The organism is Proteiniphilum sp., assembly GCF_040307845.1.
Lineage (GTDB): Bacteria > Bacteroidota > Bacteroidia > Bacteroidales > Dysgonomonadaceae > Proteiniphilum.
This window is the reverse complement of sequence record NZ_JAWRIS010000016.1, coordinates 81,237-103,659: the sequence shown is the minus strand read 5'-3', so window position 1 is coordinate 103,659 and position 22,423 is coordinate 81,237. Positions and strand designations below refer to the sequence as shown.

General features: G+C 45.6%; 15 protein-coding genes. 5 read left to right on the top strand and 10 right to left on the bottom strand.

Translation table 11 applies throughout. From position 1 onward, the window contains the following. The first annotated feature begins 3 nt into the window (after nucleotides 1–3). From ABV001_RS03625 to truA, 5 genes are all read left to right on the top strand, one after another. Nucleotides 4–2,526 (top strand): hybrid sensor histidine kinase/response regulator, encoded by a 2,523-nt coding sequence (locus ABV001_RS03625; protein ID WP_352421564.1) that lies wholly within the window; start codon nucleotides 4–6, stop codon nucleotides 2,524–2,526. 1 nt (nucleotide 2,527) lies between these two features. Beyond that, nucleotides 2,528–3,418, top strand: a complete 891-nt coding sequence (xerD, locus tag ABV001_RS03620) for a site-specific tyrosine recombinase XerD (RefSeq protein WP_352421563.1) — start codon at nucleotides 2,528–2,530, stop codon at nucleotides 3,416–3,418. A gap of 247 nt (nucleotides 3,419–3,665) precedes the next feature. Next, nucleotides 3,666–4,790 (top strand): DNA polymerase III subunit beta, encoded by a 1,125-nt coding sequence (dnaN, locus tag ABV001_RS03615; protein WP_352421562.1) that lies wholly within the window; start codon nucleotides 3,666–3,668, stop codon nucleotides 4,788–4,790. Nucleotides 4,791–4,800: 10 nt separating this feature from the next. After that, nucleotides 4,801–5,571 (top strand): exonuclease domain-containing protein, encoded by a 771-nt coding sequence (locus ABV001_RS03610; protein ID WP_352421561.1) that lies wholly within the window; start codon nucleotides 4,801–4,803, stop codon nucleotides 5,569–5,571. Between the two features lie 181 nt (nucleotides 5,572–5,752). After that, on the top strand, nucleotides 5,753–6,502 hold the full coding sequence (gene truA, locus ABV001_RS03605; protein WP_352421560.1) for a tRNA pseudouridine(38-40) synthase TruA: 750 nt from the start codon (nucleotides 5,753–5,755) through the stop codon (nucleotides 6,500–6,502). Between the two features lie 57 nt (nucleotides 6,503–6,559). Here truA and xylE read toward each other — a convergent pair whose 3' ends face one another. The 10 genes from xylE to ABV001_RS03555 form a co-directional block, all read right to left on the bottom strand. Then, nucleotides 6,560–7,954 (bottom strand): D-xylose transporter XylE, encoded by a 1,395-nt coding sequence (xylE, locus tag ABV001_RS03600; protein ID WP_352421559.1) that lies wholly within the window; start codon nucleotides 7,952–7,954, stop codon nucleotides 6,560–6,562. An 83-nt stretch (nucleotides 7,955–8,037) separates the two neighbouring features. Then, on the bottom strand, nucleotides 8,038–9,369 hold the full coding sequence (gene xylA, locus ABV001_RS03595; RefSeq protein WP_352421558.1) for a xylose isomerase: 1,332 nt from the start codon (nucleotides 9,367–9,369) through the stop codon (nucleotides 8,038–8,040). 128 nt (nucleotides 9,370–9,497) lie between these two features. Next, the gene (locus ABV001_RS03590; RefSeq protein WP_352421557.1) at nucleotides 9,498–10,979 is read right to left on the bottom strand and encodes a xylulokinase; all 1,482 of its coding nucleotides are present in this window, start codon (nucleotides 10,977–10,979) and stop codon (nucleotides 9,498–9,500) included. Nucleotides 10,980–11,275: 296 nt separating this feature from the next. Beyond that, the gene (locus ABV001_RS03585; protein ID WP_352421556.1) at nucleotides 11,276–12,973 is read right to left on the bottom strand and encodes a glycoside hydrolase family 43 protein; all 1,698 of its coding nucleotides are present in this window, start codon (nucleotides 12,971–12,973) and stop codon (nucleotides 11,276–11,278) included. Nucleotides 12,974–12,981: 8 nt separating this feature from the next. Beyond that, complete coding sequence (locus tag ABV001_RS03580; RefSeq protein WP_352421555.1) at nucleotides 12,982–15,021, bottom strand: alpha-glucuronidase; 2,040 nt, start codon at nucleotides 15,019–15,021, stop codon at nucleotides 12,982–12,984. Nucleotides 15,022–15,100: 79 nt separating this feature from the next. After that, nucleotides 15,101–16,072, bottom strand: coding sequence for a glycoside hydrolase family 43 protein (locus ABV001_RS03575; RefSeq protein ID WP_352421554.1), 972 nt, complete (start codon nucleotides 16,070–16,072; stop codon nucleotides 15,101–15,103). Between the two features lie 7 nt (nucleotides 16,073–16,079). After that, on the bottom strand, nucleotides 16,080–17,162 hold the full coding sequence (locus tag ABV001_RS03570) for an endo-1,4-beta-xylanase (protein WP_352421607.1): 1,083 nt from the start codon (nucleotides 17,160–17,162) through the stop codon (nucleotides 16,080–16,082). A gap of 116 nt (nucleotides 17,163–17,278) precedes the next feature. After that, the gene (locus ABV001_RS03565; RefSeq protein ID WP_352421553.1) at nucleotides 17,279–18,682 is read right to left on the bottom strand and encodes an MFS transporter; all 1,404 of its coding nucleotides are present in this window, start codon (nucleotides 18,680–18,682) and stop codon (nucleotides 17,279–17,281) included. A gap of 82 nt (nucleotides 18,683–18,764) precedes the next feature. After that, the gene (locus ABV001_RS03560) at nucleotides 18,765–20,681 is read right to left on the bottom strand and encodes a sialate O-acetylesterase (RefSeq protein ID WP_352421552.1); all 1,917 of its coding nucleotides are present in this window, start codon (nucleotides 20,679–20,681) and stop codon (nucleotides 18,765–18,767) included. 35 nt (nucleotides 20,682–20,716) lie between these two features. Continuing rightward, a complete protein-coding gene (locus ABV001_RS03555; protein WP_352421551.1) occupies nucleotides 20,717–22,423 on the bottom strand; it encodes a GH35 family beta-galactosidase in 1,707 nt (568 codons plus the stop codon).

Genomic DNA, 22,423 nt, shown 5'->3' with positions numbered 1-22,423 from the left:
AATATGCAATCTTTACCTGAAAATAAAAAACAAGGTTCATCAAAGGTCAAATTTACCGTTATTATAGGATACCTGCTTGTGGTGGCAGTGATGGCTTTTGGTCTTGTTTCTCTCTATAATAATTTGGTGAACTATACCAACACGAGAATCAAGGGGGAAGACATGTCGGAGTTATTGATTGTGGGAAATACGCTTTCCATGCTTTATGAAATTGAAAGTGAACAGAATCTGATCAGTGCAGAGAGTGCAGAACAATACTTTCTCAAGTACGATTCCGTTGCCCCGAAAATCAAAGACAATCTGGATGAATTGAAACAGATAACGGTCGATTCCTTACGAATGGAGAAGTTAGACACTATCCAGCTGTTAGTAGACAGGAAAAGAGAAAATCTTCAGGAAGTTGCTGTATTGCTCGATTCCATTCGCCGCGCTCCCAGGGTGGTGGTGCAGACCGAAAGCAGCTACGTGCCTCTGAAATTGAACCGGGAAATAACCGATTATCTGGAGAGTAAAGACCTGAACAGGGCAGATGACAATAAAAATGATACAAGTGTAGTGGTCGGTAACCGGAGAGGTTTTATGGATCGTGTGCGTGACGTGTTTGTAGCACGCTCCGATTCCACCGTTGTGATTGAAAAGAAATCGATTGTGTCGGAAAAAGACCTCAAATTGATTGTGGATACTATTATCAATAAGGTGCGTTATTCGGAGAGGCTCGATCTGGAGCGGCAAAGACAATTTCAACTGGCATATCTTGCACGGCAGGAGTTAATGAGCCAGACCAACCGGATGCTTACTTCGCGTATCGACGAACTGTTGAAAGGGATTGAACAGGAAGAATTAGAGAAGTCTCTTCAACTCCTGATAGAGAAAGAACGCACTATTTCAGGCTCCCAGCGTACCATGTTCGTGGCTTTTTGTGTGGCTGTAACAATTGCGTTTGTTTTCGCCATACTTTTCTTAGTGGATATTAACAAGAGCCAACGCTACAGAAGGCAACTGGAGGTCTCTAATAAACGTATTTCGGATTTGTTGGCATCGCGTGAAAAACTGATGCTAACCATTTCGCATGATATCAAGGCGCCCATGAGTTCAATTCTCGGATTTATCGAATTGATGGATTATCACGGCGATATCAAAAACGAGACTTACCTGAAAAATATGAAAAACTCAGGTGAGCATATTATTGAACTTGCTTCGGCATTGCTCGATTATCATAAATTAGAGGAGGGAAGCTGGCAGTTGAAGGAATCAAACTTCAATCTGCACGACCTTGTCGACAACACTACTTCGGGCTTTGAGCCTCTGGCGATACGGAAAGGATTGCAGTACACCGTTGAGAATGACTTGTCGCAATCACTGGCCGTGTGTGGTGATCTCTATATGATACGCCAGATCATGAATAATATTATCTCCAATGCGATAAAGTATACATCGGAGGGAAATGTACATGTTAAAGCGCGTTTAGAAGAGAGAGACTTCCAAAAACATCTTTTGTTTTCGGTTATCGATACCGGCGAGGGAATCGATGATGCCGATCAACAGATTATTTTCCAGGAATTCAGTCAACTCGACAATCCTTTGGGAGAGGAAGGAAGCGGCCTGGGATTAGCCATCACCAAAGGATTTATAGAGGCTTTGAAAGGATCCATTCATCTCAATTCCCGGAAAGGGGAAGGGTCTGAATTCATTGTGGAAATCCCTCTGCAAGATGCAAGGGAGGATGAGCCCCGGAGTGAGAAGGGGGATGAGTCGGAGACAGTACCACAATATCTGGACGGAATTTCTGTTCTTCTTGTGGATGACGATCCCGTTCAGTTGACAATGACGTCGGAAATGCTTTCCAGAAAGAAAATCACCAGCGTGACAGAGATGAATCCTGATAAAGTATTACCTCTTCTGGAGTCAACGCCATTTGATATTCTGTTCATGGATATTCAGATGCCCGGTACCGATGGCCTGACACTGGTTGAAAAGATCCGCCATTTAGGACATGCACGAATAAAAAATATGCCGGTGATAGGATTATCAGCCAGATCGGATATGTCGAAAGAAAAGTTGAAGTCTGCAGGATTTACCGATTTCCTTATTAAACCGTTCACTTCAGATAGATTATACAGTATAATTTCTCATCATGTACGGAATGGAAATCCTGAACAGGAAGCTTTTGTGATGGCAGAATCGCCATCTTTCGACGAGAAGGGAGTCAGCGCGTTGATCGAATTTGTAAGTGATGACAAAGAGACATCCGTAGCTATATTGCAATCTTTTATCGATGAAACCGGAATGTGTCGGGTTCAACTGCAGAAAGCTTTTCAGGAAAAAGAAGAGAAAGTGGCTCAGGGAATCGTACATAAGATATTACCCTTGTTCCGGTCGATGGGGAATAAGTCGCTCATTGCGCTTATGGAAAAATTGGAAAAAGGAGGGGTTTTATCGGAAGAAGAAAAAGCTTTCGTTCTGAATAAGATCCGGGAGTATCTCGAAGAAGCAGAAACCATCAGAAAAAAAATCGGCGGGAATTGAGATGGAGCAGGACCTGAAGGTTGAGAAATATAAACGTTATCTTCTGTTGGAAAAAGGATTGTCGGCCAACAGTATCGATGCCTATATGACCGATCTGCAGAAATTGGTTGATTTCATGGAAGGTAAAGGAATGGATATACAATCTGTCCAGACTGCCCATTTGGAAGAGTTTCTCTCCGAATTGCATGATAAGGATATCTCTCCCCGTTCCATTGCCCGTATTATATCAGGACTGAAATCATTTTTTCGCTTTCTCATGCTCGACAGGATCCGGACGGATAACCCTGCGGAATTACTGGAAGCACCCAAGATCGGGCTGAAGCTTCCGGTGGTACTATCGGTGGAGGAGATCGATTCGTTACTGGCTGTTATCGATGTGTCGACGGCGGAAGGTACCCGCAATTACGCGATCATTGAAACATTGTACAGCTGCGGCCTTCGTATATCAGAGCTGACTGATCTCCGTTTCTCGAATCTCTTTTTCAAGGAGGGTTTTATCCGGGTGGAAGGGAAGGGGAGTAAGCAACGACTGGTGCCTATTTCCGATGTGGCCATTCAGAAAATTCAGGATTGGTTGTATTATCGTAATCAGATTACCATTAAAAAAGGAAATGAAGATATCCTGTTTGTCAGTTCGCGTGGCAAAGCAATTTCCCGTGTCACTGTCTTTCACTATATCAAAATGTATGCAGAGGAAGTAGGATTGCAAAAGAAAATCAGTCCGCATGTTTTTCGTCATTCATTTGCCACACACCTGCTCGAAAGAGGTGCCAATATAAGGGTAATCCAGGAGATGTTGGGACATGAGAAGATTACTACTACCGAGATTTATACCCATATCGACCGTCATTTCTTGCGACAGGAGATTATTGAACATCATCCGAGGAGTTGAAGGTGGAAAAGTGGAAAGGTGGAAAAAAGTGAAAAAGGTGAAAAGTGAAAAGGTGGAAAAGTGGAAGGGTGAAAAAATGTCTCGTTTTGAAAATTTCTTGGGAAAAGAGCCGTTACCCCGGGATAAATTTATATATTTGCTGAAAATTAAATGACACACTAAACACTCATGAGATACAAGTTTACACACGATGATATTAAAAGTCTTGTGTCTTGATTCTTGGCTCTTGGGTCTAATTTTTAATCATATGAAGTTTGTAGTATCAAGCGCCGCACTATTGAGTCACTTGCAGGCCATAAGCAGAGTTATCAATTCTAAAAATACATTGCCTATCCTCGACTGCTTTTTGCTCGATCTGAAAGGTAATACACTGTCACTTACCGCAGCCGACAATGAAACCCGGCTGGAGACAACCGTGGAAGTGAATAGCGCGGAAGGTGAAGGTAATCTGGCCATCAATGCCCGGAATCTGCTCGATCCGCTGCGTGAATTGCCCGACCAGCCACTCACTTTCGATATCAATGACGAAACACTGGAAATATTTCTCTATTACCACAATGGAAAATATAATTTTGTGGGACTCAAAGGAGACGAATATCCGGAACCAAAGCCACTCAAAGAGTCAGCCATGACATTGACGGTGGAGGCCGGTACACTTTTCTCGGGAATCAACCGTACTGTCTTTGCCACTGCCGACGATGAGTTACGCCCGGTGATGAATGGTATATATTTCGATATTACTACCGACGACCTCACTTTCGTGGCTTCCGACGGACATAAACTGGTACGTGTGACCACTACCGAAACTAAAGGCGAAGGACGTTCATCGTTTATCCTGCCCAAAAAACCGGCGAACTTGCTCAAATCGCTCCTGCCGAGAGAATCGGGCATGGTAGAGATTCAATTCGACGAGAACAATGCCTATATTGCCATGTCGTCTTATAAGATGGTATGCCGCTTTGTAGAAGGACGTTATCCCAATTACAACTCAGTAATTCCGCAGAACAATCCCAATACGTTTACCCTGGATCGGTTGATACTACTCAACGCACTTAAACGTGTGGCGGTATTCTCCAATCCGGCCAGCAACCTGGTGAAATTCCAACTTTCTGAAGATAAAATAGTGGTAACCGCCCAGGATATCGACTTTCTGACTACCGCAGAAGAAACTATTCCCTGTACGTATGAAGGGAATGTAATGAACATTGGTTTTAAAGCTTCTTTCCTGATTGATATTCTTGACAATATACCCTCTTCGGATGTGCGCATCGAACTTTCCGACCCTTCGCGTGCCGGATTGGTCCTTCCTGTGGAAAAAGAAGAAAACGAAGATATGCTGACGCTGTTGATGCCGATGATGTTGAATGACTAACGATAATTGAATGAATTTGAATCTTAAGAATCCATTGGTTTTCTTCGATTTGGAGACGACCGGGATTAACATTACACACGACCGTATTGTAGAGATATCATTGCTGAAAGTCTATCCCAATGGCAAGGAGGAGATCAAATCACGCCGTATCAATCCTGAGATGCCCATCCCTCCACAGTCTACCGCTATCCATGGCATAACCGATGACGATGTGAAGGATTGCCCTACATTTAAACAGGTGGCCCGGTCACTTGTCGAACAACTGGAAGGGTGTGACCTTGCCGGCTTTAACTCCAGTCGTTTTGATGTGCCGATGCTGGCAGAAGAATTTCTTCGCGCCGGTGTGGATTTCGATATGAGCAAACGCAAATTTGTGGATGTACAGATCATCTTCCATAAAAAGGAACAGCGTACGCTGGAGGCAGCTTATGCCTTTTATTGCGATAAAAAACTGGAGAATGCCCACTCGGCAGAGGCAGATACCATAGCCACCTATGAAGTGTTGAAATCTCAACTCGACCGTTATCCTGACCTGGAGAACGACGTCGAGGTGCTGTCGAAAGAGTATTCGAGTTTTAATAGTAATGTGGACTTCGCCGGACGATTTGTGTATGACGAAAAAGGTGTGGAGGTTTTCAACTTCGGAAAACATAAGGGTAAGCCGGTAGCAGAAGTGCTGAAAAACGAACCGAGCTACTACGCCTGGATGATGGATGGAGACTTCCCGCTCAATACCAAACAGGCGCTTACGAAAATCAGACTCAGAGAATTTAACGGTTAGTCGTTTATTCTATTGTTATTCGGCTCCGCCGTTATTCAATAGTTATTCATGCTTCGCATGTTGTTCAATAGTTATTCATGCTTCGCATGTTGTACCACCGAATAGCCACTGAATAACAACTGAATAACTACCGAATAACCACCGAATAACCACTGAATAACTACCGAACAACCTCCGAATTATGCCCCGTTTCTTTATTACTCTTTCTTATAACGGTAAAAACTATGTGGGTTGGCAGGTCCAGCCTAACGGGATGAGTGTGCAGCAAGCTTTGCAGGATGCACTTTCTACCATTTTGAGACAAGAGGTGACAGTGGTGGGAGCCGGCAGGACCGATGCAGGAGTGCATGCCCGTGAGATGATGGCCCATTTCGATTGGGGGGAGAGTCCCTTTTTACCCGGGGATCTGGTACATAAACTCAATAACTTCCTACCCAAAGATATTTCTATTTCCGCTATCCGGCAAGTGCATCCTGACGCACATGCCCGTTTCAGCGCTGTTTCACGCACTTATAAATATTATGTGACTACGGTGAAAGACCCGTTTCTACATGAATACACCTATCGGTTATTCTTTCATCCCGATCTTGAGGCCATGAACATCCTCTGCGGAGTGTTGAAAGAGTATACGGATTTCACCAGTTTCAGTAAGCTGCACACCGATGTGAAAACCAACAATTGCCGTATTGAATATGCCCGGTGGGAGAAAAAGGGAGAACTGTATGAATTCACTGTTTGTGCCGACCGCTTCCTCCGGAATATGGTACGTGCTATTGTAGGCACATTGCTTGAAGCGGGTAGGGGACGGCTTGACGAGCAGGGATTCCGCCATATTATTGAAGCCCGGAATCGAAATGTGGCGGGCGACTCCGCGCCGGGACATGCCCTTTTTCTGGAAAAAGTGACTTATCCAGATAATATTTGGCTATAATAGGTTAACCCAAAGTGTAGCCGGTGACAGATAATATATTCTATCACCGGTTGTCCTTTATTGTTTTTTCCACAACAATTCCATCTCCTCAAGTGATTTACCTTTGGTTTCAGGAACCATCTTCCATACGAAGAGTGCTGAAATGACAGCCATCAGTCCATAGAAACCATAGGTCATTCCACTGCTGAATTCCATCATTGCCGGATAAGTGGATGAAATCAAGTAGTTGGCGAACCACTGGAAAGCAACGGCTACCGCCACAGCCTGCCCCCGTATTCTGTTGGGAAAGATCTCCGATATCAACACCCAGCAGATAGGTCCCCACGACATCATAAATGAGGCGGTGTAGATAATGATAAAGATGAGCGTAGCAATACCGATGACGTTGTTGAAAGCCAATGCCGATATGGCGAACATCCCTATCGCCATTCCTATCGATCCGGTGATGAGGAGCGGTTTACGGCCCCATTTATCCACAGAAAGAATGGCAACTACCGTAAAGATAACATTCACAAACCCCATGACAATGGTCTGCAACATCGAAGCATCTTTGGCTGCACCCATGCTTTCAAAAATGCGGGGAGCGTAATAAAGCGCCACATTGATTCCTACGAATTGTTGAAAGACCGATAACAGGATACCAATAATGATGACCGTCTTTCCATAAGAAAACAGCTTTGCCCGATCAGTTGTCTGTCCAATAGACTGCTTTATCTCAGAAAAAATTGTTTGTGTTTTCAGTTTGTCGCTATAAATTCTGTTCAAAACCGACATTGCCTGCTCATTCCTGTCTGACAGCACCAGAAATCTCGGCGTTTCGGGAACCAGAAGCAATAAAATGCCGAACAATGCTGCAGGAATAGCTTCCGACGCAAACATATATCTCCAGCCTATGGCATTGATCCACTCTATGCTCTGACCATTGGCAATGCCCCAGTTCACGAAATAGACCACCAGCATCCCGAAGATAATAGTAAACTGGTTGAATGAAACCAGTCTCCCCCGTATGTTCGCAGGAGCTATTTCGCTGATATACATCGGAGACACGGCTGATGCAAGTCCCACCCCGATACCACCGATGACACGATAGAAATTGAACATCAGCAGCAATCCAACCGACGGTTCACCCTGTGTGAAGAATAATGTTTCCGGATAACCCGATCCCAAGGCAGAAACAAAGAACAATACCGAAGCAAATAACAATGTCCTCCTGCGTCCCAGGCGGTTCGAAAAGAGTCCGGAGAGAAATCCACCTATGATACAACCGATTAATGCACTCGATACCGTCGCGCCATGTATCAGGGAACTCAACCCCAGCGGCTTGATGAGATAGGCTTCGATAGATTTTTCCGCTCCCGAAATTACTGCCGTATCATATCCGAAAAGTAATCCTCCAAGGGTTGCCACCAAGGTGATACCGAACAAATAAGACTTATTATACTGATTTGCCATGTTTCAAAAAATAAAAATAATGAAAGAGCATGTCCGGAAATGTATATAGGATGGACATACTCTTTTCATTATAGATTTGTGTTTCAGATGTACATATTTACTATCGCTTCGTATAACTCCTGTTTACCACTGAGTTGTTCGGGTTCTTTGCCCAGTGCCAATGCATATTCACGAATATCTTCCAGAGAGAGATTCCCTTTTTCGAATTCTCTGCCCTTGCCGGTATCAAAAGACGCATAGCGCTCTTCAACCATTTTTCGGTAAGGAGATTCTTCCAGAATGGCAGCGGCACTCTCCAATGCACGGGCAAAAGTATCCATCCCGGAAATATGTGCGATAAATATATCTTCCAAATCGGTAGAATTACGGCGTGTTTTTGCATCAAAATTGGTCCCCCCGCCCTGGAGTCCGCCGCCTCTCAAAATAACAAGCATGGCTTGTGTCAGTTCATTGATGTCAACCGGGAACTGGTCGGTATCCCATCCGTTCTGGTAATCACCCCTGTTGGCATCGATAGATCCAAGCAGGCCGGCATCGACAGCACATTGCAATTCATGCTCAAAGGTATGACCTGCCAATGTTGCGTGGTTTACCTCTATATTTATTTTGAAGTCCTTATCCAGATTGTGTGCTCTCAGGAAGCCAATCACAGTTTCCACATCAAAGTCGTACTGGTGTTTTGTGGGTTCCATCGGTTTCGGTTCAATCAGGAATGTGCCTTTAAAACCTTTTGAACGGGCGTAATCACGCGCTTTTGTCAGCATCATGGCCAGGTGTTCCTTTTCGCGTTTCATGTCGGTATTCAGTAAACTCATATATCCTTCGCGTCCACCCCAGAAAACGTAGTTTTCACCGCCCAATTCAATGGTGGCATCCAACGCATTTTTAATCTGGACGGCAGCACGGGCCACCACATTAAAATCGGGGTTTGTGGCCGCACCGTTCATATAACGCTTGTGTCCGAAGACATTGGCGGTACCCCATAGTAGTTTGATACCGGTTTCGGCTTGTTTTTGCTTGGCATAAGCCACGATTGCCTTGAGATTGGCTTCATACTCTTCTATTGAATCGCCTTCGGCAATCAGGTCCACATCATGGAAGCAGTAATACTCGATCCCGATTTTCTGCATGATTTCAAAGCCGGCATCCATCTTTTGTTTGGCGATATCCAAGGCTGAACTGCCTTGTGCCCAGGGAAATGTTTTTGTTCCCGGACCAAACGGATCACCGCCTTCGGCACAGAGTGTATGCCACCAGGCCATGGAGAACTTGAACCAATCCTTCATCTTACGTCCGTAAACCATTTTTTCTGCATCATAATAGCGGAAAGCCAACGGATTACGACTTTCTTTTCCCTCGAATTTTATTTTTCCTATAGCCGGGAAAAACTCCTTTGTTGCTTTTTCTGTTTCCATAATCTAAATTTTTTAGAGCCAGGAGTCAAGAATCAAGACATAAGACACAAGATAGTTAAATCATGTTTCTGACTGGAAAGTGACCCTTTTGCTCGTTTCATAAAATATTTATTAAAAAAATTGTTACATCATTTTTCTGATACCAGAAATTTCCAGCGTTGATATGCTTCCTGATATTGTGCCTTGTTGCCGTTGTCCGGTTCCACGGACATGATCTTCTTCAAGGAAGAGAATGCCTCAGCGGGAGAAGCATATATTTCCGCACCGATACCGGCAGCTTTCGCCGCGCCGGCGGCACCGTCGGTGTCGTAGAGTTCAATCACCGCCCCACTTATCGAAGCAAGCGTTTCCCTGAACAACGGACTGAGGAACATATTGGCGTTCCCCGCACGAATAACCCGGATATCCATCCCGATTTGCTGCATGATCTCCATGCCGTATTGAAAGGAGAATACGATTCCTTCCTGTGCCCCCCGCAGCAGATCAGAAAGGGAATGGATATTGAAATTGACGCCATGAAAAGAACTGGCCATATCCCGGTTTTCCAATATGCGTTCCGCGCCGTTTCCGAAGGGAATTACCGAAATACCCCTTGCGCCGATCGGCGATTGCGCCGCAAGCCGGTTCATCTCGTGATAACTCAAATTTTCCGGCACCATGTTTTTCTTCATCCATGAGTTGAGGATACCCGTACCGTTGATACACAGCAAAACGCCCAACCTTGTCGATTCCGGGTGATGGTTGACGTGTGCGAAGATATTCACCCTCGAACGGGGATCATACTTCACTTCATCCAACACCCCGTAAACTACTCCCGAAGTGCCGGCAGTAGAAGCGATCTCCCCGGGGTTGAATACATTCAGTGAGGCGGCGTTGTTGGGCTGGTCGCCCGCCCGGTAACTGACCGGCGTTCCGGGATAGAGTCCCAGTTCCTTTGCTGCCGGGCCAGATACCCGGCCTTGTATGCCGAATACAGGTACCTTATCGGGAATCAATTCTTTCTCAAATCCGAAATAATCCATGATATCCTGCGATAGGGCATTCTCTTTGAAATCCCAAAAAATTCCTTCGGAGAGACCTTCTATCGTGACCGATATCTCATTTGTCAACTTCATGGCGATATAATCGCCCGGAAGCATGATCTTGTCAATGCGGTCATATATTTCGGGTTCATTTTCCTTTACCCAAGCCAGTTTAGCCGCTGTAAAATTGCCCGGTGAGTTCAATAAGTGAGACAAGACCCTCTCTTCACCTATCGCATGAAAAGCTTTTTCGCCGAATGGTACGGCGCGGCTGTCGCACCAGATAATAGAGGGTCGTAATACCGTCCTGTTCTTGTCCACCATCACCAACCCGTGCATCTGCCATGAGATGCCGATGGCTTTGATATCCTGCGGGTTTGCGTTCGATTGCCGGAGTACCGAAGCGTTGGCGAGCTTCAGGTTGGTCCACCACATTTCCGGGTCCTGTTCTGCCCACCCCGCCCGTTCAGCATACATCGGCATCTCCACTTTGGGGTAAAAGTCGGATGCGACTGTCTTTCCGGTCTCAATCTCCACCAAAGCAGCTTTTACCGAAGAACTGCCTATGTCATATCCTAATACATACATAATTTCTTATTGTTTCTATAGTATGGCTGTTTTTTATTTTTACTTTCATTCCCTTCGAATTAACAAATTGGTAAAGAAGATTTATTTTCACCATGTTATACGGGATAAAGTAAGAAGTTATAGTATGGATTCCATGCAACCTTATTGTATAAAATACATATATGATTCTGCAAACTTATTCATTTTTTTTTAATAATAGCAATAATTTGAGTGAAAATAATAGTTTTGTATTGAAATCAATCTTTTTTCTCTCTTGCCATAATGCAAGAAGACGCTGCTGTGTCAGATGAGATAAATTAATTATTATCCGGATGAAATGAAGTGGCATACATACCTACCGTTGCTCCCAGAAATCCTCCGGCTTTTTCGGTTGTCAGGAACGAAGCGTCTATATTCTCCGCTACCGTTATCCATTCTTTATCCCTATATGCCAGATAGAAAGAGAGCCTCGCATCTTGCGCTTTTATTTTCAATGTGACCGGGGTAGCTGCATATTCATCCGGTACGATTTGAGAAAACAAACATCCCGGAGTGGCTTCTCCATCAGCCAGGTAAAGGACAATGCGCTCTCTATTATCCTGCCGGGTTTTCCCCAGAATAATATTATACTTCTCATCCTGAAGACAACATATTCCCGCTAATTCGGTTTGGGATTGGGGACTAAAATCCATTTCCACTGAGAATTCGAAATTGAGGTGCTGGACACGCCTCCCGATATAAGCGGGATTATCAAGACCGTAGATATTTTTTTGAATAGCATCTATTTTTAATGCTCCATCTTCAATCCTCCACCATTGGTTTACAGGAGTTCTCACAAACAGCCAGTCGTGTCCAAGTATTTCAGATTCAAATCGATCTTCCCAAACAAAATTTCCCGTCAGGAAGCTGTGGGTCGGTGATAATCCGGCTTTATCCACCACCGTGGGTACAGGCTCGCCATGCGGCAGGATAACCGGAAATCCGTTTTCCCATGTTACCGGTAATAAGAACGTCTCCCGTCCTGTGTAATAATAATTTCCTTGATAGGGGCGGCAACCTAAAAAAACGGCGTACCATTCACCGGTGGGCGTATCTATAAGATCCGCATGTCCTGTCGAGGTTACAATTTCAGGTCTCTCCTCCGGTAGATCTTTTTGTGTGAGAATCGGATTATTCTTGTAGGGAACGAACGGTTCATCCAAGCTTTTAGCGGTAAAGATTACTTCTCTATGGTTGATGGAAGTGCCGCCTTCCGCACACATCAGATAATATGTTCCGTTTATCTTATAGAGATGTGGGCCTTCAATCCAGCTTGGTTTTTCTGATTTATCCACTCCTCCGTCGACGATCATTTTCGCCTTCCCGAAAGTCTGATCCGTTTGGGGGTCGAAGTGGTGCAACCAGATAGCACGATGGCCGTCATATTCGGGCTCACCTTCCGGCGCGTCATTATTAACGATATAGCCTGTTCCGTCTTCATCAAAGAAGAGTGACGGATCGATACCGCCCACGGAAGGGAGCAAGATCGGTTCCGACCACTCCCCCTTGAAGGGGTCGTCGGTTTTGACAAGAAAATTCCCAATCCCATCCACGCAAGTTGTGATCACGTAAAAGGTATCGTTATGCGGATTGTATTCTATGGCGGGCGCAAAAATACCTCGGGACATTCCCAAACCGCTAATCTGCAATTGGGAGGGACGGTTTAATACCGCTCCGATTTGCTGCCAGTTGACCAAATCCCGGCTGTGAAAAATAGGAATCCCCGGATAGTAGGCAAATGACGAATGTATCAGGAAATAGTCATTCCCTTTCCGGCAGATGCTCGGGTCAGGGTAAAATCCACTTAATATAGGATTAAAGTATTGGTTTTCAGGATTAATATCCTTGTCAAAACGGACATCACACCCTGAATAAACGGCATTCTTAAACAGTGCCGGCATTGAAGCGGTAGTATCTTTACATGCCGGGAGTACAAGAAGTATTATTGCATATGCATAAAGTAGCTTTTTCATCATAAAAAATCTCAATTGTGATGTTTCATATCCAGCTTTATTTTTTTCAGGTTGTCCAGCTCGTGCACAGGGCGTTCGATATCATAAGGGATCGGCTTGCCGGAATAGGTCTGGAAATAGAGCAGACAGGCGTCTTTCCACCAAACGGCATCTCGGGATTGTATTTTCAGACGTGATTGCACATGACTGAAACGTTCTTTGTCGATATAGCTCTCCATCCTGTCCCATATTTTTTGAAATTCACGCACTTGTTGTACTCCTGCGTCATATCGGTAACAAAGTTCGTCCCATAGCGTACGGCTATTTTTCATGCGATAATCCCAGGGAACGTGATGGAACCAAAGCAAAAGATCTTCGGGACAAGTTTCAATGTCATTTAATTGTTCTCTTAAGGGAGAATGATATTGGGAAACGGCACCGCTCCCATGGATTGTCCGATCGAATCCAATCCCCTTTTCATCGGCGTTATGGTAATACCGGGGCAACCAGTCGGGACGCGCACCAGGTATATCACACCACGGTTCCGGCCCATAATGGTGCTCCCAAGCGAAAATGTGATGCAACCCCAATGGCATCATATAATTAACAGCTGTTTTCCAGGAGTCAAGCATCATCTGTTTCATCGGTATGATAAAACCGTCCTGTTGCGTAAAAGTCATCCTCAGCCATTCTTCGGCGATCTCGTCTGCAGTCAATGCGTGATTCCATGCCAACCGGCCGAATGCATACCAGTTCGCCTGTGCAAAATGATGCCCGCACCAGTTGATATCCTGCCCGATATTAGCTACACCCGCAATGGCGTTTAAGGAATGGGGAAAAAGAGTACCATCCGTAGTTTTGGTGACAGTCGACCCTTCACCTTTGCAATAAGTGTCACTATCGAAAAACTCTTTCCACTGAGGAGCGAGAAACACCAAGTGGTTGGAAAACCCGAGATATTCCTGTGTGACCTGTAGTTCGGGCATCAAAGCGGTATGTTCCATTCCGCCGAATAGTGGACTGAACGGTTCCCGTGGTTGGAAATCGACCGGGCCGTTCTTTACCTGCACGATCACATTCTCACGGAATTTCCCGTCCAAAGGCATAAATTCCATATAAGCCTGTCTGGCGCGATCTTCATTGCCGGGATTATAGACAAAGGCACGCCACATTACAATACCACCATAAGGTTTTAATGCATCTGCCAACATATTGGCACCATCGGCGTGTGTGCGGCCGTAATCCTGCGGCCCGGGTTGTCCTTCTGAATTGGCTTTGACCAGGAAACCACCGAAATCGGGAATTAAACGATAAATTTCCCCGGCCTTATCCCGCCACCACTGTTGTACCGTTGGTTCCAGCGGATCCGATCCGGGAAGTCCGCCTAATATTTGGGGGGAGGAAAAGTTCACCGACAAATAGACTTTTATTCCGTAAGGGCGCAAAATATCCGCAACCACTTTCACCTTTTGCAGGTAATCGCTTGTCAATATAGCGGGCGAGGCATTCACGTTGTTTAACACAGTGCCATTGATGCCGATCGAGGCATTGGCCCTTGCGTATTCCTTATATCGGGGAGAGATTTTTTCAGGAAGTTCATCCCATTTCCAGATGGAGTGCCCGGCATATCCACGCTCTATCGTTCCGTTCAGGTTATCCCAATGGTTCAAGAGACGCAAATCGTATTTGGGAGATTCCGTGATCTGAAGCCTATCGCTGCCGTTTTGTGTCTCCTGTAGACGTAAGAGATGGTAGGCTCCGTAAAGCAATCCTGTGTCGGAAGCCGATCGGACAGTGACCCCCTTCTGTTTATCCCCGGAAATGATATAGCCATCTTTTTTCAGCCCAAGGAGTTCTTTATCCCGTTTTAGGACGAGTTGTACCGGTGCGCCCTTCCATTGCGTTTTCAATTCTTCAACGGCAATGGTGATGGTCGGGCTTTTCCTATTGGTTGTTACTTGGGCCGTAGCGGTTGTTTCGGCACGCAACCATAAACGGCCCCCATCCTCCGCCTTCAGATAGCCTTCAGAAAACCAAAACAAGAGTAGTATATATAATACGGTTCGATTCATCTTTTTATCTTTTCATTTCGTGCAATTTCACACCCCACTCTCCGGGTCACCCTTTCTCCCTGTCTCCCAGTGACCTTCCTCAAGCCGTTCCCTGGATAGTCTTGATCGTTCCGTCTTCATTGTATTCCAACTCGACCACCTTCATGCTCCGCAGCCATGTTTTCCCTCCGGAAGGAACACTGTCGTGATGGAACAGATACCATTTTCCCTTGAATTCCACTATCGAGTGATGGGAGGTCCATCCCACGACCGGTGTAAGGACGACTCCCCGGTAAGTGAACGGGCCGTATGGATTGTCGCCGGTGGCATAGCAAATCAAGTGCGAATCTCCGGTTGAATAGGAGAAATAGTATTTCCCTTTGTATTTGTGTATCCACGATGCCTCAAAGAAACGACGTCCGGTATCGCCCGCGGTAAGCGGTTTCCCGTTTTCATCCAGGATAACCACATCACGCGGCTCCTCGGCAAATTCGAGCATATCTTTCCTGAGCCTTGCCACTTTGGGACAAAGTGCCGGTGCGTCACCTTCCGGAAGTTCTGCACACTCCAATGCTTTGTTGTTCCTGTAGCGTTGTAGTTGGCCTCCCCAGAGTCCGCCAAAATAGAGATAAAATTCACCGTTTTCGTCAGGCCAGACACACGGATCCATGCTGTAACTCCCTTTCATGGGGTTTTCCTGCGGGATGAACGGTCCTTCGGGTCTGTCACTAATTGCCACGCCAATACGGAAAATATCATTCCTGTCTTTCAGGGGAAAATACATGTAATATTTTCCGTTCCTATAGGCAACGTCACAATCCCATAACTGACGCCCCGCCCAGGGGATATCTTCTGTCCTCAGCACGACACCGTGGTCGGTCACCACTCCTTGTTCCACGTCATCGAGAGAGAAGACGTGATAGTCCTTCATGTTGAAATGGTCGCCGTTGTCGTTTTCAGGAATGCCGCTTTCCCAATCGTGAGACGGGTAAATATAAATCCTGCCGTTAAACACGTGGGCCGAAGGATCGGCCATATAATCGCCGGGTACCAAATATCTTGCTTGTTTCATATTTTATTTATTGTTGTTTAGTCAGTTCAATTAATTTTTTTACTACCGGTTTAGGCTGATAATCCCGGTCGAAAAGTAAAGGATAATCTGTCCGGCCATGCATTGGCCAATCATTTCGCCACGAGGCGGCATCGCTTACTCCCCAGAGGGTCACACGGCTGATCTTGTCCTGATGTTTCAGGAATAGTTTGAAATAGTCCACATAGCGGTTTTCCCAGATTGTGGCGACCGAGTCAGGCAATCCGGCTGCATAGGGATTCATCTCCTGCTGGTATTCATAGCTGAGCGACACTTCAGCCGTCACATTAGGGCTGGGGAACGGCAACACAATGATATCCATTTCGGTGATCATCACTTTCAAACCAAGAGCGGAATAGGCCAGGATACTTTTCTCATATTCGTTAATATCGGGATAATCCAGGCCCATATGTCCCTGCATTCCAATACCGTCGATTGGGATATTCCTCTCCTGCAATGATTTCACCATTTGGACGACTCCATTCCTCCTTCCTTCCAATCCCATTCCGTAGTCATTGTAATATAACTCCGCATCGGGATCGGCTTCATGCGTGAATTGGAAAGCCAACGGGATAAAATCTTCTCCTATGATGGAATAGAACTTACTGTTGCGGTAGGTCCCGTCGTCCAGGATTGCTTCGTTTACTACATCCCAGCCATCTATGCGCCCTTTATAACGGCCTACCACTGTAGAGATATGATTTCTCATCCTTTCTATCAACACCTCGCGCGATACATCATTTCCCGCTTCATCGGTAAAAAACCAGTCGGGAGCCTGTGAATGCCATATCAGCGTATGCCCGACAATATGCATTCCGTTCTTTTCTCCAAATTCTATAAACCTGTCGGCTTCCTCAAAGAAAAATTCTCCCTCTTCGGGTTGCAGGTACATGCTTTTCATACAATCCTCTGCAGTAATAGAGTTAAAATGGTGTTTTACAACCCTCACTCCCGCCGTGTCCTGTCCCTCTATCTGGTCGACATTCATTGCCGCACCTATCAGAAATTTACCCTGGAAAGCATCTTTCAATGATGAACTTACTTCATCGGACGTATTGCATCCTGACAGCATCACCGCACAGGTGAAAAGGGATGCCCAAACTGTTCTATTATTTCTTTGGTTCATTTCCTTGATTGTTTATCATATTAATCTCATTAGCCAATTAATCATATTATCCCATCGATAATTTATCTTGCTTCAATCTCCATATTAATTTTGTCGATCACATCATCTTCGAGTTCATACTTCGAGATAATGAACATTCCCAGTACCAATAGGATTGCCGGAATCACAGCAACAAGCCACAGGATACCCTGCTCCACAAAAGGAGATTGTGAAACGGGATTTTTTTCATCGAAGCCGACAAACGCCAGCACAAATCCCGGAACCACTCCACCTAATGCCATTCCCGCCTTAAAGAAGATACCGGTAAGTGCGTTCACTATTCCGGAAATTCTCTTACCGGTAGTGTACTCGCCATAGGAAATAACTTCCGGCACCAATGCCCACATATATCCGGTAGCGACGATCACACCTGTCGATTTTATAAATTGGGCGACCATCACCAGCCAAACCTGTGTTTTCAAGGCAGGTATTACTGAAATAATATAAAGGAGTGCCATGCCGACGATAGCTATCGAAAGGAAAACATAAAACATCTGTTTTTTACCAATAGCCCGTTTGATGGCAGGTACCATCGGCAAGAATATAAAAGCGGGTAGGGAACCTAACGCTGCGAAATAGGGTAACATATCGGGTGCGTTCACGTTGTAGATCATATAATAAGATCCTGCCGAGTTGCCGATAGCCATCATGGCAAAAGCCGTAATGAAGAAAAATGCCAGAATCCGAAGAGGGCGGTTACGTATAAATTCCTTCCACAAATCGGATACTTTTACCTGCTCCGTGTCTTTTTCGTCCATCACAACACGCTCTCTCGTCTGGGTATAGCAGAAGATCAACAGCGCCAGTCCCACAAGCGCATAGATGGTCATGGTGATAAACCAGGCATTTCCCGATTCTGCCGAATTGATCTTCCCGTCCGGTGACAATGTCTTTACGATAATAGGAATACCATAGGCCACTGCCAACCCACCGAGGTTTGCCAGGAACATACGCACCGATGTAAGTTTGGTGATTTCGTCGGTATCACGGGTGAGCGATGCGTTCAATGCTCCATAAGGAACATTCACCAGGGTATAACACATCGATAAACCGATATAAGTGATGTACGCATACAGTAATGAACCGGAGAAACCGTTCCAAAAACAGAGGATCGCAAATCCGGTTAGAGGAATTCCTCCCAGTATCAGGTAAGAGCGATATTTTCCCATCCTGGGATTTCGCTTATCCACGAATGCTCCCACGATAGGATCCCAGATTACATCGATCACGCGGACAATCAGAAACATCACCGCGGCCGTGGCGGCCGGCAATCCGAAGACGTTGGTGTAAAAGATCAGCAGGTACATCGATACCGTCTGATAGATCAGATTCTGCGCCAGGTCACCCGAGCCAAAACCGATCCGTTGTATCAGGGATAACTTATAAAATCCTTTCGATTCGCCCTTTTTAAGCATTTCTGGTTCCATCTTTATTTATTTTTATTCTTTATTCTTTATTTAGGATCTCATGCCACTTGGATACTTATCCACTCAGACACCTGCCACCTCCCTAAAGTGTCGCTTCAAACGGTGATGCAGGCAATCCCACTCTGTTTTTCAGATTCGCATTTATGGGATTATCTCCCCATGCATACCTAACCTTTACGGGTCTGGTAATATGCTCACTCCATACAACTACCTTATCACCATCCATCACCGCATTTGCCCATTCATACTTTCCGTCTGCTCCTGCAACGGCAAACCCTTTCACTTCGTCCATTGGCATCAGGTCGTTCGTCCCTTCTTCAAATGAGAGGATCAGTTTGTTATCCTCTACGGTCATCGAACGATATATTGGTCCGTCGGCAATCACGTTCTGATCTCCATAAGCGATCCGTTGTGCCTGTAATGAAAGCCGTTTTCCTACATCCTTCTTGTTGAGGGGGTGGATATCGTTCCACTCACCAATATCAATTGTCACCGTCAATCCCGTACAGGGTATTCTTTTCGATAATTCCAGCTGCACATTCCTCAATTCTGCCCAATAGCTTTCTGCCGGCCAAGGAGGATCTTGCATGAAGTTGGCCAGTTGAACGATCAGAAACGGCAGTTCGGGTTGTTTCCAGAGGCTACGCCAGTCACCGATCAACGATTCCATCAACCTGTAGTATTCATTATATTTTCCCACATTCGATTCTCCCTGATACCAGAGTACTCCTTTGATATTCAGATGTCGCAAAGGCGCGATCATCGCATTATACAATCCTGTAGGTTTGTATTGGAAGAACGTTTCACCCGGCAATACAGGCATCCGTGTTCCCGGACTATATCTCCATTTTCCTTCCAGACTTAGCTCTTCCTCATCAAAGACAATTTTATAGGGTTTGTCTTCTACAAATCCCGGATGACCGGAATAGCTGATCAGGCGGACCGTTATATTGTTCATTCCTTCTTTCAGGATATTTTCAGGAATCGTATAGATACGTGGAGGATATTGATAGGAGGTCGTTCCGACGAATGTACCGTTGATAAAAACGGAGTCGGCATCAACGGCACAACCCAGCCGGAGCACAGCCGATTTTCCTGTCAGATAATCCGGCACATTAAATTGTTTCCGTAACCAGTGGGAACCATTGACCGGATTCAAACCATCGCTTCCCCAGGTTTTATCAAACAGATCAACCTCATCCCAAGCACTGTCGTCGTAATCGGACGAAAACCATTTCTGTTTTCCGTTCAATCCCGCATCCTGCTGAGAGAGGACCCCATTCCACTCGTTCCGGCGTTCCCGATCGAGCGCTTTTATTTTCGACACATATTCATTCGAACGATAGATATCTCTCTCATTCAGATATACAGGGAAATGTTTCAATCCCTCCTCACTGATCCACGCTTCGGCAGGCGAACCACCCACTCCCGTATGGACCAACCCTAAGGGAATTTCTCTCCTTTTAAACAGATCCTTCGCAAAAAAGTAGGCTACAGCAGAGAAAGAGAGTGCATTCTCAGGGGTCAGGTTCGACCATGAAGCAGGATTTATATCCTCTTGAGGATGATGAAAATTGTACGCCAGCGGCACTTTGATATGACGGATCATCGGATTAGCATAACTTTCTACTTCTTGCCGGAACATATCCATCACCCTATTGATGGGGAGTTCCATATTCGATTGTCCGGAACAAAGCCATACATCGCCAATTAAAATATCCTTGATCTCCAAATCGTTTATGGTCATCATATAAGGTCCGCCCGCCTTTACCGGAGGGAGCAATACTATCCAGTTCCCTTCGTTATCGGCAACCGCAGTGTAACTCTTTCCTAAAAAACGGACGTCCACCGTTTCACCTGCATCGGCGTATCCCCAAATGGTGATATCCCTGTCTCGCTGCAGTACCATTCCGTCCGAAACCAAAACGGGCAGTTTTACTTTTGCTTCGCACAGGAAGATATAAGAGAGGAGTAAAACAAGGATTAAACTATATTTCATATGCAAGATTCAATACTTTATTAATGGACAAAACTCTATCTGTATTTATACAATTTTATATGTAGAATGGAGAAGTCATCCACCGGGATACGTACATGACGCCCCTGATGTGTCTGATCACCATTCAGCCGGCGTACATACCTGAAGGTTCCATCTTCTTCTATCCCGACCTCATCTACAGATCCGATACCGATGCGAAAGTCCTCATTCCATAGCTCTTCCTGCATATTCCCGCCACCTGCTGAGGCAAAACCGTCTTCACCCAGGCTTATACGGCCTGCACGGTTTTCACCTCCCTTTTCAAACTCTACTACGACACCACTTCCTGCTAACAGATATTCATATTCACCCAATTGAAGAATGAGTCCACCTGCTTCGGACCATTTACTTCCATCGGTAGCTCTGGAATCCCAAGGTAGAGTAAAATAGTGACGTGCATATATTTTTAAGTCATCACGTTCCAGCACACGCTCTTTATACTCTTGGTCAAACAAAAGGCCGTTTGTCAATCCCTTTCCCTGGTACTTTGTCAGCAAAGGCATCAGTTCGCGTAAACAGGCATATGCCTTGACAAGAGGGGATGAACTATCATCCGATCCGTGTTCGATTGAGAAAGGGCTAAAACCAATGGCGTCGTGTTCACCAAAGACATAGAAAGCCCTTACCCCATTATTGTCTGCCAGACGGATTTCAGGTATAAATAACGGGTTGTTGTGGAGTTTATATTGAGCAGTCCAGTCGACAACGCCGTCATCATACAGGTCGGGAGCAAGAAAATCTATATTGGGCGCCGCACAATGCCAGATATCGATCAGATGCGCCAACGGGCCGGCAGACGGGTATTCTCCCGGCTTCCGTCCACGGCTGTTCATGGCTGCATTCACGAAAAGAGGAACATTGTGTATCATGCGGGCAGCCTGTGCAAACTTTTCTACATAACGGGCGTAATGCCATGCCATAAACAACTCATCCGTGTAAAGGTCCGCACCGAAAATCTCCTGCCAGTTGCCACTTGTTTTGCATCCGTTGGCTTCCCATTTTTCGAGCATCTGCGGATGCAACGTTTTCCGGTTCTTCTGCAGATACTTTATCAATTCACGGGGAACGGGTGAATCAAAGATCCTATTGGCCTCTTCCGAATAATCGCGTGCATCTTCCAGCATTCCAATCTCGTTCTGGATCTGGATCATGATAACGGTTCCTTCTTCCTGGTCAATCGTCGCAATATGTCTTAGCCATTGAGTGAAAGCACGGCGGTCCGCCTGAAACACGTTCTCCGAAAAAGCACTGGCTATTTCAAGCGGTTTTCCGGCTTTGGTTCGTGCCCGGGGATATTTTTCATAGTCCTGTTTAAACCAGAGAGGGGCATAACAACTCATTGAGTTTTTCCATGCGCCGAACCACAAAAAGATCACTTTCAAATGGTTCTCACGGGCCAGACGGATTACTTCGTTTGTCAGGGTGAAATCATACGTCCCTTCCGCAGGTTCTGTCAGATCCCAGTAAGCAGGTACCAACACCGTATTTAATCCCATCCGTTGGAGTTTCGGAAAAATCTGCTCAATGTCCTCCACGGATGCAGCAGAAGAGTTACCTAATTCACCACCCAATACCAGGAAAGGTGTATTGTTGATGATCAATTGGGTAGCATTTCCCTGCTTCTGCAAATAAGGCGTTTCCTGTTGAGCCTGTAAAGGTAATATAATACACAGTAATATCCAGAAGAACGTGTATCGTCCCAT